The 12,343-nt window shown below is 74.0% G+C and carries 8 protein-coding genes and 1 tRNA gene; 4 read left to right on the top strand and 5 right to left on the bottom strand.

Annotated features, from left to right (window positions below; all coding sequences use genetic code 11):
• The first annotated feature begins 74 nt into the window (after positions 1–74).
• Positions 75–665 carry a hypothetical protein gene (locus tag GD970_RS17880; RefSeq protein ID WP_152204262.1) on the top strand — a complete coding sequence of 197 codons (591 nt, stop codon included), beginning with the start codon at positions 75–77 and terminating at the stop codon, positions 663–665.
• Positions 662–1,285 (top strand): OmpA family protein, encoded by a 624-nt coding sequence (locus GD970_RS17885; RefSeq protein ID WP_152204263.1) that lies wholly within the window; start codon positions 662–664, stop codon positions 1,283–1,285. The genes GD970_RS17880 and GD970_RS17885 overlap by 4 nt, the downstream gene beginning before the upstream one ends.
• On the opposite strand, the gene mgtA is transcribed toward GD970_RS17885, so the two are convergent.
• The 4 genes from mgtA to GD970_RS17905 form a co-directional block, all read right to left on the bottom strand.
• The gene (gene mgtA / locus GD970_RS17890) at positions 1,273–3,996 is read right to left on the bottom strand and encodes a magnesium-translocating P-type ATPase (protein ID WP_152204264.1); all 2,724 of its coding nucleotides are present in this window, start codon (positions 3,994–3,996) and stop codon (positions 1,273–1,275) included. The two genes, GD970_RS17885 and mgtA, sit on opposite strands and share 13 nt — an antisense overlap.
• A gap of 66 nt (positions 3,997–4,062) precedes the next feature.
• Positions 4,063–5,010 carry a VOC family protein gene (locus GD970_RS17895; RefSeq protein ID WP_226925437.1) on the bottom strand — a complete coding sequence of 316 codons (948 nt, stop codon included), beginning with the start codon at positions 5,008–5,010 and terminating at the stop codon, positions 4,063–4,065.
• 323 nt (positions 5,011–5,333) lie between these two features.
• Positions 5,334–5,410 (bottom strand) — tRNA-Met (locus GD970_RS17900).
• A gap of 144 nt (positions 5,411–5,554) precedes the next feature.
• Positions 5,555–8,611, bottom strand: a complete 3,057-nt coding sequence (locus tag GD970_RS17905; RefSeq protein ID WP_152204265.1) for a UPF0182 family membrane protein — start codon at positions 8,609–8,611, stop codon at positions 5,555–5,557.
• Positions 8,612–8,814: 203 nt separating this feature from the next.
• On the opposite strand from GD970_RS17905, the gene GD970_RS17910 reads away from it, so the two are divergent.
• On the top strand, positions 8,815–9,375 hold the full coding sequence (locus GD970_RS17910; RefSeq protein WP_152204266.1) for a PPA1309 family protein: 561 nt from the start codon (positions 8,815–8,817) through the stop codon (positions 9,373–9,375).
• Between the two features lie 33 nt (positions 9,376–9,408).
• Here the strand turns inward: GD970_RS17910 and GD970_RS17915 are convergent, their stop codons facing one another.
• Entirely contained in the window at positions 9,409–10,617 is a 1,209-nt protein-coding gene (locus GD970_RS17915) for a YlbL family protein (RefSeq protein ID WP_152204272.1), read from the bottom strand.
• Positions 10,618–10,828: 211 nt separating this feature from the next.
• Between GD970_RS17915 and GD970_RS17920 the strand changes: the two genes are divergently transcribed.
• Positions 10,829–12,343, top strand: a 1,515-nt coding sequence (locus tag GD970_RS17920) for a zinc-dependent metalloprotease (RefSeq protein WP_152204267.1), incomplete at its 3' end; no start/stop codon positions are given.

Genomic DNA, 12,343 nt, shown 5'->3' on the forward strand with positions numbered 1-12,343 from the left:
ACGGGCGACCGGCTCCGCCACGCCGCCGGATATGCTCCGGTTTTGGTAGATGCCGTCCCAAAACTGGAGAGTCGATGAGACCCGCCCGTCGTGCCGCCCTGCTCGGCGCCACCGCCCTCACCATGGCCCTGCTGGCCGCCTGCTCGTCCTCGTCGGACGCCCCCGCGGACGAGGCGCCCGCCGCCACCGCGACGGCCACGTCCGGGAACGGGGCGAAGGCCGCCCCGGCGTCCGGCGCCGGGGTCGACGACCTCGACCCGGCCGACGTCATCGCCGAGCAGACGTACACCGTGCCCGGCAGCGAGGACAAGGTCACCGTCGGGGTCCACTCCCTCGTGGTGAAGGGCGACGTGATGGTCCTCAACCTGTTCTTCACGCCGGAGTTCGCCGACCACCCCAAGGACGAGCCGATCTCCGTCTTCGACATGGTCGGCTCGGCGTGGGACCCGAGCCTGGTGGACCGGGAGAACCTCAAGGAGTACACGATCCTCAGCGAGAACGTCACCACGGACTGGGCCGCCGACCAGGTCCACACCGAGGCCACCAACGGCCAGCCGGTGCTGTGGTGGGGCGGGTACGCCGCCCCGCAGGACGACATCGACACCGTGGACGTCCGGGTGCTCGACGAGCTGCCCGAGTTCACCGACGTCCCGATCACCCGATGAGCGCGCCGTCGCCGCGGCGGCCCGCGTCCGAGGAGCGGCGCCGCGACCCGCGCACTCGTCTCGGCGTCCGCGGCGGCGCCGCGGCGGCCCTCGCCGTCGCCCTCGCCGCGACGCTCGCCCCGCCGGCCGCCGGCTTCGCCGGGCCGGACGAGCTGCCGAAGCCCACCCCCGAGCTGCTGGCCGCCTCGGTCATCCAGTGGGACCCGGCCGGCACGGTCATCCAGTGGGACCCGGCCGGCACGGTGCGCTCGGTCGAGCAGGTCGAGACCGCGGCGGGCAGGACGACCATCACCCTCGCCACGGACATCCTCTTCACCCCGGACAGCGCGGAGCTGCCGCAGACGGCGGCGGCGCGCGTCGGCGAGCTCGTCGCCCAGGTGCCCCAGGGCGCGGCGGTGCAGGTGCACGGGCACACCGACTCCGTCCAGGGCGCCGTGGACAACCAGGAGCTCTCCACGGCCCGCGCGGAGGCGGTGGCCGACGTGCTGCGGGCGGGCCGGCCCGACCTCCAGCTCGAGGTCGCCGGCTTCGCCGCCACGCGCCCGGCGGTGACCGAGCGCGCCGACGACCCCGCCACCCGCGCGGCGAACCGCCGCGTGGAGATCGTCTACGCCGGCTGAGAGTCGCCGTCCCGGGCGGCGCCGGCTGCGGCGCCGCCCGGACGACGTCGGCGGCGCCGTCCGGCGGCCCGCCCGGGGGCCACGCGCCGGGAGGAGAAGCGCCGCGAGCGGCGCAGCACCCGGTAGCCCTGCCGCCGCGGCCTGGCGGCCGGGGGGCCGGGCTGCGCCCGGTAGAACCACAGCTTGCCCAGCTCGATGAGGCCCAGGTAGCACACAACGAGCAGGACGAGCACGGCGAAGAAGCCGACCGGCAGGGGCCGGAAGCCGAGGGCGGGCGCCACGGGCAGGAACGGCAGGACGGCCCCCACCGCGACGACGGTGAACATGGCCACGGTCAGGGTCAGGCTGGGGCGGCTGCGCAGGAAGGGCACCCGGCGGGTGCGGATGACGAAGATGACGAGGCACTGGGTGGCCAGGGACTCGACGAACCAGCCCGTGCGGAACAGCGGGGGGCCGGCGTGGAAGACCCAGAGCATCACGCCGAACGTCAGGAAGTCGAACACCGAGCTGATCGGCCCGAAGAACAGCATGAAGCGGCGGATGAAGCCGACGTCCCACCGGGCCGGCCGGGCCAGCTGCTCGGCGTCCACGCGGTCGGTGGGGATGGCGAGCTGGCTGGCGTCGTAGAGCAGGTTGTTGAGCAGGATCTGGGGCGGCAGCATCGGCAGGAAGGTCAGCAGCGCCGACGCGCCCGCCGCGCTGAACATGTTCCCGAAGTTGCTCGAGGTCCCCATCAGCACATACTTGACGGTGTTGGCGAAGATGCGCCGGCCGTCCACGACGCCGTCGGCGAGGACGTCGAGGTCCTTCTCGAGCAGGATGATGTCGGCCGCGTCCTTCGCGACGTCGGCGGCGGAGTCGACGGAGATTCCCACGTCCGCCGCGTGCAGCGCCAGGGCGTCGTTGACGCCGTCGCCGAGGAAGGCGACGTCGAGGCCGCCGGTGCGCTGGGCGCGGACGATGCGGGCCTTCTGGGCGGGGCTGACCCGCGCGAACACGGTCGCGCGGGCCACGAGGGCGGGCAGGTGGGCGTCGTCGGTGGCGTCGAGCTCGTGCCCGGTGACGACGGCGGCCACGGGCAGGCCGAGCTCCCCGCAGACCCGGACCGCGACCTGGGCGTTGTCGCCGGTGACCACCTTGACCGTCACCCCCAGGCGTTCCAGGCGCTCCAGGGCCTCGCGGGCGCTCGCCTTGGGCGCGTCGAGGAAGACGAGGAAGCCGCGCAGCGTCAGCTCCCGCTCGTCCTCCGGCCCGATCGCCGCGCGCCCGGGCAGCGCCCGGGTGGCGACGGCGACGACACGCCCGCCCGCCGCGAACTCGGCGTCGAGGACGCCGCGGGCGGTGGCGGGCACCGCGGCGCAGCGCTCGAGCACGCCCTCCGGGGCGCCCTTGGTGACCAGCGTGGGCACGCCGTCGCCGTCGGCCACGAGCACGGACGCCAGGCGCCGGTCGTGGTCGAAGGGCACGGCGGCGAGCCGGCGGTAGCGGGCCAGCCCGTCCACCCGGTCGGCGCCGCCCGCCCACAGCGCCGCGTCGAGGGCGCTGCCCCCGCCGCGGTCGGCGCCGGCCACGTCCGGGTCGCTGCACAGCAGGCCGAGGCGCAGCGCGTCGGTGCTGGGGGCGCCGTCGGGGCCGACGGCGCGCAGGAACCCGATGCGGCCCTCGGTGAGCGTGCCGGTCTTGTCGGTGAGGAGGACCTCGATGTCCCCCAGGTCCTCGATGCACACCAGGCGCTTGACGAGCACCTTGCTGCGGGCCAGCTGCCGGGAGCCGGCGGCCAGGGAGGTGGAGACGACCGCGGGCAGCAGCTGGGGTGAGATCCCGACGGCGATGGCCAGGGCGAACAGCAGCGCATCGAGGACCGGCCGCTGCAGCAGCACGTTGGTCACGAAGATCGCCACGGTCAGGGCCACGCCGACCTGGACCAGCAGGAGGGAGAACCGGCGCAGGCCCACCTGGAACTCGGTCTCCGGCTCCCCCTCGGTCAGGCCGGCAGCGATGCGGCCGAACTCCGCCCGGGGGCCCGTGGCCACGACCACCCCCAGCCCGGAGCCGCCGTGGACGACGGTGCCCATGAGCGCCGCGCTGGCGAGGTCCGCGAGGGCGGCGCCGGCCGGGACCGGCGCGGCGGACTTCGCCACCGGCACCGACTCGCCGGTGAGCACCCCCTCGTCGCACTCCAGGCCGGTGGCCTCGAGCAGGCGCAGGTCGGCCGGGACCACCTCGCCCAGCCGGAGCTCGACGACGTCGCCGGGGACGAGCTCGGTGACGTCGACGGCCACCGGCCGACCGTCGCGCCGGACCACGCACCGGTGGCGGATCTGCGCGTGCAGCGCCTCGGCCGCCCGCGCCGCCCGGAACTCGTTGCCCACGCCCAGGCCGACCGAGAAGACGAGGATCACGCCGATGATGACGGCGCTGGTGCGCTCGCCGACAAAGAAGGACAGCGCGGCGGCGACGGCGAGGAGCAGCAGGAGCGGCGAGCGCAGCTGGCGCACCACCAGGGGCGCGAGGCGGGCGCGGTCCGAGCGGACGGCGTTGGGCCCGACCTGCAGGCGGCGGCGGGCGACCTCGGCCCCCGACAGGCCGGTGCGGGAGCTCCCCAGGTCGTGCAGGACCTCCTCGGCCGCCCGTGCGGCGGCGGACCCGACGGCGAGCCCCGGCGGCTCGGCGGGGGCGGTGACGGACCTGGCGACCATGGGCACCCCCATCGCCGCCAGGCTAGCCCCGCGCCGCCGGCCCCGGGCGGGACCGACGGCCGCCGGGCCCGTTCAGGCTCAGGCCGCGGCGCGCACCTCGATGAGGTTGTTCCACGGGTCGTTGACACGGACCACGGCACCGTCGTGGCGGGCGGCCACGCCCTGCTCGCTCATCCGGGCGGCCAGGGCGTTCACCTGCTCGGTGGTGGGCAGGACGATGTCGACCGTGCCGAGCCCGAGCGCCGGCACGCGCGGGCCGGCGCCGGCGCTGTTCCAGGTGTTCATGGCCATGTGGTGGTGGTAGCCGCCGGCCGAGACGAACAGCGCCTGGTTGCCCAGGCTCGTGGTCTCCTCGAAGCCTAGCTTGCGCACGTAGAAGTCGCGGGCCGTCGGCACGTCGCCGACCTGCAGGTGCACGTGCCCGACGACGGCGCCGGCCAGGCCGGCGGCGGGGGTGGTCGGGACGGTGGGCTCGGCCGTCGCGATGATCTCGCGGGCGGCGTCGGTGAGGTGCTCGGCGAGGAACCGGTTGGGGTCGAGCCAGCTCGTCCCCATCTTCACGCGCCCGTTGGTCCACTCCCACGTCTCGCGGGGCCGGTCGGCGTAGAGCTCGAGCCCGTTGCCCTCCGGGTCGGTGAAGTAGAAGGCCTCGGAGACGTCGTGGTCACCGGCGCCGGCGAAGGTGCCCGGGGCGCGCACCGCGACGGAGGCGAGCGCGGCGGCCAGGGCAGCCTGGTCCTCGAACAGGATCGCGGTGTGGAACAGGCCCGCGCTGCGCGGCGAGCCGGCCGGCAGCGAGGGGTCGTGGCGCAGCACGAGCAGCGGCACGCCGTGCCGGCCCAGGGTGACCTCGTTGCCCTCCGCGGCCAGCACGGTGAGCATGACGGCGTCGCGGTAGTAGCGGGTCATGAGGTCGAGGTCGCCGACCAGGAGCGTGACCGGGCCCATCGCGGTGTCGGCGGGCAGCAGGTCGTCGGTCGGCCGGGTGGCCGCGGCGGCGGGCTGGAGGTCGGGGATCTGGGTCATGGCTGCTCCTCGTGACGACTACTTACTTGACGCTTCAACTGGCTCCGCCGTCAGAGTATTCCGCACAGGCCCCGGGGGTCCACGGGGCGGGGGGTGAGCCGCGTCTCCTGCACCGTCTCCCCCGGCGCGTGCGGAGGTGCTGGAGCGCCGTCCGAGGTGCCGGAGCGCAGGTGCCGGAGCGCAGGTGCCGGAGCGCGGCGGTCACCGCGGCGGGCGACGACGTCGTCGCACACTCACCGGGGACAGACGCCGTCACAGGCTCCCCGGGAACAGCAGAAGGCCCGCCCATCGGATGATGAGCGGGCCTTCTGGTCAGCTACCACTGGTAGCGGGGGCAGGATTTGAACCTGCGACCTCCGGGTTATGAGCCCGGCGAGCTACCGAACTGCTCCACCCCGCGTCGGCCTGACCAGGTTACGTCCCGGTGACGACCTGGGGCAAATCGCGTGACGTGCCGTCCCTCACAGCCCCGCGCCCGGCTGACGGGCCGAGGGGCCGCCCGGATCGGGCGACCCCTCGGCGGTCACGAGCGGACGGAGCCGTCTCAGGCGGAGCCGCCGCCGGACTCCTGCTCGGACCTTGTGACGGCCGGCGTCGGCGTCGCCGACGGCGCGGGGGCCGGCTCGGGCGCCTTGCCGCCCGTGGCCGCGGCGATCTCCTGCTCCGCGGCCAGCGCGTCGGAGACGGCCTTGCTCAGCCGGCTCTGCGCCTCACCGTAGGCGCCCCAGTTGCCCTGGGACATCGCGGTGTTGCTGTCCGCCAGCGCCTTCTGGGCGTCGGAGAGGGCCTGGTTGAGTCTCGCCTGCGCGTCCGCCGGCACGTTGGTGCCCGGCTGCTGCCCCTGTCCCTGCCCCTGTTCCTGCGGGGGCTGCGGCTGCTGGCCGGCGTCGCCTGCCGCGGCGCCGGAGTTGCCGCCGAAGACCTGGTTGAGGGCCTCGTCCAGGGTGGAGGCGAAACCGATCTCGTCGCCGAAGGCCACGAGCACCCGCTGCAGCAGCGGATAGGACGTGCCCGCCGCGGACTGGACGTAGACGGGCTGGACGTAGAGCAGCCCACCGCCGACGGGCAACGTCAGCAGGTTGCCGAATCTGACGTCCGACCCTCCCTGGCGCAGCAGGTTCAGCTCGGTGGAGACCGTCGGGTTGGAGTTGAAGTTGTTCTGCACCTGGCCCGGGCCGGGCACGGTCACGGTGCTGGGCAGCTCGAGCAGGCGCAGCTTGCCGTAGCCCTCACGCACCTTGCCCGGTTCGTTGCCCGTCTCGGAGTCCACCGCGAGGAACCCGGTGAGGATGTTGCGCTCCGTCTGACCACCCGGGATGTAGCTCGACGTCAGCGAGAACTGTGCCGAGTCCTGCCCGGGCATCTGCATCGTCAGGTAGAACGGCGGCTGCGGGACGTTGTTGGCGTTCGGGTCCTTCGGGATGTTCCAGAAGTTGGAGCCCGAGTAGAACGAGGCCGCATCCGTCACGTGGTACGAGGCGAGCAGCTGGCGCTGGACCTTGAACAGGTCCTCGGGGTAGCGCAGGTGCGCCATGAGGTCGCCGCTGATGTCGCTCATCGGCTTGATCTCGTTGGGGAAGACGTGCTTCCACGTGTTGAGGACTGGGTCGTTGGCGTCCCACTGGTAGAGGGTGACCTTGCCGTCGAAGGCGTTGACGACGGCCTTGACCGAGTTGCGGATGTAGTTGACCTGCTCGGGGGCCACGCCGGCCGGCGTGGGCGCGCCGGTCGCGGTGGTCAGCGAGTCGGTGGTCGCCTCCTGGAGGGACTCGCGGGCCGAGTACGGGTAGTCGTTGGTGGTGGTGTACCCGTCGACGATCCAGACGAGCTGCTTGGGGGTGTCGGGGTTTCCGTCCGTGTCGACCACGGCCGGGTAGGCGCGCTGGTCCAGCGTGAGGAACGGCGCCACCTTGGCGACCCGGTCGAGCGGCTCGCGGTCGAAGAGGATCTGCGACTGGCTCGTCACGCGGTCGGAGAAGAGGATCTGCATGTCGCCGAACTTCAGCGCGTAGAGCAGCTTGTTGAAGAAGTTGCCCACGGAGGGGCCGCCGTCGCCGGTGTAGGTGTTGTTGACCTGCCCGTTGGGGGCGGAGTCGTCCGGGTAGTCGAGCTCCCAGGGCTTGGTGCCCTCCGGCGCACCGACGATGGAGTACTCGGGGCTGTTCTCGCCGAAGTAGACCCGGGGCTCGTAGTTGCCCAGCTCGCCCTTGCTCGGGATGCCCTGCTCGTAGAAGGCCGGGCGCCCGTCGGTGGAGACCTTGTTGCCGAAGGCCGCGACGACGCCGTAGCCGTGGGTGTAGACCGTGTGGTCGTTGACCCAGGTGCGCTGGTTCTGGCCCAGGCCGTCCTGGTTGAGCTCGCGCACCGCGATCACGGTGTCCTGGCTCTGGCCGTTGATCTGGTACCGGTCGACGGCGAGGGTCTCGTTGAAGCCGTAGTACTGGCGGTTCTGCTGGAGCTGGTTGAACGTCGGCGAGACGATGTTCGGGTCGAGCAGGCGGATCGAGGCGGTGGACTGGCTGTCGTGGCGCAGCTGCCCCGCCTCGGCCTGGGTGGTGGCCGAGTAGGTCTGCACGTCCACGTTGTCCAGGCCGTAGGCCGACAGCGTGGCGTCGATGTTGCGCTGGATGTAGGGCTTCTCGACCTCCTGCGCGTTGGGGTCGACCTGGAAGCGCTGGACGATCGCCGGGTAGGCGGAGCCGACGACGATCGCCGACAGGATCATCAGGCCGATGCCGGCCACCGGCAGCCGCCAGCTGCCGCGGAAGGCGGTGACGACGAAGAGGATCGCCACGATCAGCGCGATGCCGGCGAGGATCGCCTTGGCGGGCAGCGTGGCATGGACGTCGGCGTACGACGCGCCCGCGAACCGGCCGCCGTTTCCGACGAGCAGGGAGTATCGGTCCAGCCAGTAGCTCGCGGCGATGAGCAGGGAGAAGATCGCGGCGAGCACCGCCAGGTGCACGCGGGCCGCCGGGGTGATCTTCTGCTGGCGTGGCGCCAGCGAGATGCCACCGTAGAGGTAGTGGGTGATCACCGCAGCCGCGGCGGAGATGAACACCACCGTCATGAGGAAGGAGACGAGCGAGCGCACCACGGGCAGGGTGAAGACGAAGAAGGAGACGTCCAGCCCGAACTGCGGGTCCTTGGTGCCGAACGGCACGTGGTTGATCCAGGTGAGGACCGGACGCCACTGGCTGCCCAGGCTCGCGCCGGCGAAGAGGCCCAGCACGATCGGGGCCCCGATCATCACCAGCTTGCGCAGCGGCTCGACGCTCTCGCGGTAGCGGTCGAGGTTGCGCTCCTCGGGCGTGGTGGGCGGGTAGATCTCCCGCCGCGAGTAGGCCAGGTGCAGGTTGAGCAGCACCGCGCCGCCCATGACGACGAAGCCCAGGACGAACAGGACCAGGCGGGTGACCCACTCGGTGACGAGGACGTTGGTGAAGCCGAGGTGCTGGAACCACTGCACCTCCGTCCACACCTGGGCCAGCGCCATGATGACGGCGGCCAGGACGGCGAGGACCACGATGGTGGGGACCAACGCCCCGCGGCGGTGCTCCCTCCTCGGGCCGGGCGGACGGGGGACGGATGCGGTCGTCACGGAGCAGCACCTCAGGTCGGTCGAGCGGGAACAACGATGTCGGGACGAGACGCTGACGAGCAGGCCCCGGGCGGGCGAACACGCCCTCTTCGTGCAACGTCCGGTCCCGGGACAAGGTTCCCACACGCCACGCCCGCCCCGGCAGGGTGGGCGGGCGCGGACCTGCCGCGGGCCGGCGGGCGCCGGTGCGCCATCATGAGGGCATGAGCGAACAGCCCACGACGTCCCCCAGCCCCCGCGTCCACGCCCTGCGGTCGGCGGTGCTCGACGTCGAGCGCCACGTCGCCTCGCTGGGCTGGGACGGGCCGGTGTTCGTCTTCGCGCTGGTGCGCACCGCCGACGCCCTCGCCGCGGCGCCCGGGCTGGCGGCGGAGCTGCCCGAGGACTCCGTGCGCCTGGCGGCGGAGGACCCCGAGCACCTCACCAGCGTCCAGCAGGAGGGCCTGCCCGACGCCGACACGCTCGAGGAGCTGCTCGGGCACCTGGCCTGGCCCGACGCCGTGGACGGCGCGGCCGTCGTGGTGGAGCGCATGGTCGTGCCGCCGGAGGCCGAGTCGGGGATGCCGGCGGACCCGCAGGCCGCGGTCGACTACCTCATGAACCACCCGGACCGCGAGGACGTGCGCATGGCGGCGGGGGTGCTGCGCACCGGCGAGTCCTGGTGCGTCCTGCGGGCCCGTAGCCACGACTCCGACGACGCCGTCGCGGGCTCGCCCGACGCCGTGCCCGGGCTGGTGGAGGCCCTGCGGGCGACGTTCGCCTGAGCGGCGGCGGTCTCGCCGTTCGCCTGAGCGCCGTCACGCCGCGCAGGTCGGCAGGCTCGCGCCGTCGCCGGCCCCGATCGTCTCGACGGCGTGGTGGGCCTCGGCGAGGGTGGTCACCGAGACGACGTGGAGGCCGTCCGGCACGTGGCCGCGGACCTCGTTGCAGTTCGCGCGGGGGGCGAGGAACCACTCCGCGCCGTCGCGGCGGGCTCCGAGGAGCTTCTGCTGGATGCCGCCGATGGGGCCCACCTCGCCGGCCAGGTTCATGGTGCCGGTGCCGGCGATGTCCTTGCCGCCGGTCATCTCCCCCGGCGTGAGCACGTCGATGATCCCCAGGGCGAACATCGTGCCGGCGCTGGGCCCGCCGATCTTGTCGATGTCGAAGTGGACGTCGACCGGCATCTGGACGTCGGGCTTGAGGACCACGCCGAGGAGGCTGCCCCCGGGCGTCGCCGCGTCGTCGCCGGCGGACCGGTCCGCCGGCGGCGCCATCGTCGCGACGTCGACCGTGCGGGCCTGCCCGTCGCGCTCGATCCCGACGGCGACGGTGGTGCCGGGGGCGGTGGCGGCGAGCACGTGGGCGAGGTCGGAGAAGCTCTCCACCTCCGTGCGCGGCCCCCCGGCGGGCTGGACGGAGGTGATGACGTCCCCGGCGAGGAGGACGCCCTGCGCGGCGGAGCCCTTGGCCGCCTCCTGGACCGTGAGCACCATCGGCACCTTGTGGCCGAGCTCCTCGAGCGCCGCGACCGTGGCGTTGGTCTGGGAGGACGTCATCTGGGCGCCGGCCTGCTCGTCGACGGACTGGCGGGTGCTGCCCTCGGGGAAGATCGCCTCGCGCGGCAGGACGACCTCGCTGCCCGAGAGCCAGCCGGCCACGACGTCGGCCGCGGTCACCGGGTAGCCCGGGCCGCCCGAGACCGACACCGTGGTCAGCCGCAGCTCGCCGCTGGTCGGGTAGGTGGGCGCGCCGTCGACGGTGATCAGCGGCTTGCCGTCGACCTCGGAGAGGGTGTTGACGGTGGGACCGGGCCGCTCGATCGCGTACGGCAGCGGCACGACGACGGCGATGAGGATCAGCACGGCGAGCAGGGCCCCGGACGCGACCAGGGTGACCGACCGGCGGGAGACGAACGCCTCGTCCGCCGCGTGCTCGGGGGCCGGCTCGGCCCCGTGCCGGGTGGCGCCGCCCGCGGCGAGGGGAACGGGCCCGCGCCGGTCGGCGGTGCGGCGGCCGGGAAGCATCACCGGGTCATCATGCCGCACGCGCCTGGACGTCTCCTGGGCGGAGACGGTCACCGTCCGCGCCGGAGGCCCTGCCGTGGGCGCCCCGTCGCGGCCGTCCCGCCGCCCGTCGTGCGCCGTGAGCGAACCGGCGCCGCCACGAGGCCCCGGCCCCTGCCCGGCGTCACCGCCGCCGGTTACCGTGGTGGTCCACGACCCGAGGAGCACTGTCATGAGCCAGGACCCCACCCGCCCGAGCGGCGGCGAGCCCGACAGCTGGGAGGAGCTGCTGCGCTCGATGATGGGACCCGAGGCGGCCGAGGAGGCCATGCGGGCGATGCGCGCGAGCGGCCTCGACCCCGAGGCGATGTCCCGCGCCGCGGGGCTGCCCACCGACCGCAACCAGCTGATGATGATGCTCACCCAGATGCAGCAGCTGCTCGCCTCCGGCGGCGGCGGACCGGTCAACTGGAACCTCGCCCAGAACCTCGCGCGGCAGACCGCGCACGCCGGCGGCGACCCCGCGGTGACCGCGGCCCAGGCCGAGCAGGTCCGCTCGGCGCTGAGCGTGGCGGACCTGTGGCTCGACACGGCCACCGAGCTGGCCCCGGCCGGGGGCCGGCAGGAGGCGTGGAGCCGCGCCGACTGGGTGGAGCGGACCCTGCCCACGTGGAAGCGGCTGTCCGAGCCGGTGGCCGCGTCCGTGGCGCAGGCGCTCGTGGACACCATCTCCGCCCAGAGCGAGAACATGCCGCCGGAGATCCAGGCGATGGCCCAGCAGATGGGTGCCGCGCAGGGCATGCTCCGCCAGCTGGGCGGCGCCGTCTTCGGCATGCAGGTGGGCCAGGCGGTCGGCACGCTCGCGCGGGAGGCCTTCGGCCCCGCCGACACCGGGCTGCCCCTGGTCGAGACGCCGACCTCCGCGCTGGTCCCGGCGAACGTCGCGGAGTTCGGCGAGGGCCTCGACGCCCCGGCCGAGGAGGTGCGGCTGTTCCTCGCCGTGCGCGAGGTCGCCCACGCCCGGCTGTTCGCCCACGTGCCGTGGCTGCGGGCGCACCTGCTCGGGATCGTCGAGTCCTACGCCCGCGAGATCACCATCGACACCGAGGCGATGGAGGAGGCGGTCCGCAGCATCGACCCCACCGACCCCGAGCAGCTGCGCGAGGCCTTCTCCGGCGGCGTGTTCGCCCTGGAGCAGTCCCCCGCCCAGAAGAGCGCCCTGGTGCGCCTGGAGACCGCGCTGGCGCTGGTGGAGGGCTGGGTGGAGGAGGTCACCGCCCAGGCGGTCGCCCCGCACCTGCCCCACGCGGTGCCGCTGCGCGAGATGCTGCGCCGGCGTCGGGCGACCGGCGGGCCGGCCGAGCAGACCTTCGCCGCGCTCGTCGGCCTGGAGCTGCGGCCGCGGCGGCTGCGCGAGGCGGCCACGCTGTGGGCACGGCTCGGCGCGGCCCGCGGCATCGCCGACCGGGACCGGCTGTGGTCCCACCCGGACCTCATGCCCACGCCGGAGGAGCTGGACAACCCCGAGGGCTTCGTCGCCGGCCGCCAGGCCGCCCGCGCCGCGGAGCAGGACGTCGACGCGGCCCTGGCCGCCCTGCTCGACGGCACGCTGGCCGAGGGCGGCGAGCCCGGTCCGGCTGGTGGGGCCCCGCGCGAGCAGGCGCCCGGGGACGGTGGCGGGGCGCAGGGCGGTGGCGGGGCGCAGGGCGGCGACGCGGGCCCGGAGGAGCCCGGCCGCCCGGGCGGG

Source organism: Georgenia thermotolerans (genome assembly GCF_009193185.1).
GTDB classification, from domain to species: domain Bacteria; phylum Actinomycetota; class Actinomycetes; order Actinomycetales; family Actinomycetaceae; genus Georgenia; species Georgenia thermotolerans.

Bases quoted from the DNA above. Each gene is read 5' to 3' on its own strand.
- GD970_RS17895 (WP_226925437.1), bottom strand. From the start codon at position 5,010: ATGACCCAGATCCCCGACCTCCAGCCCGCCGCCGCGGCCACCCGGCCG.
- GD970_RS17880 (WP_152204262.1), top strand. From the start codon at position 75: ATGAGACCCGCCCGTCGTGCCGCCCTGCTCGGCGCCACCGCCCTCACC.
- GD970_RS17885 (WP_152204263.1), top strand. From the start codon at position 662: ATGAGCGCGCCGTCGCCGCGGCGGCCCGCGTCCGAGGAGCGGCGCCGC.
- GD970_RS17910 (WP_152204266.1), top strand. From the start codon at position 8,815: ATGAGCGAACAGCCCACGACGTCCCCCAGCCCCCGCGTCCACGCCCTG.
- mgtA (WP_152204264.1), bottom strand. From the start codon at position 3,996: ATGGGGGTGCCCATGGTCGCCAGGTCCGTCACCGCCCCCGCCGAGCCG.
- GD970_RS17915 (WP_152204272.1), bottom strand. From the start codon at position 10,617: ATGCTTCCCGGCCGCCGCACCGCCGACCGGCGCGGGCCCGTTCCCCTC.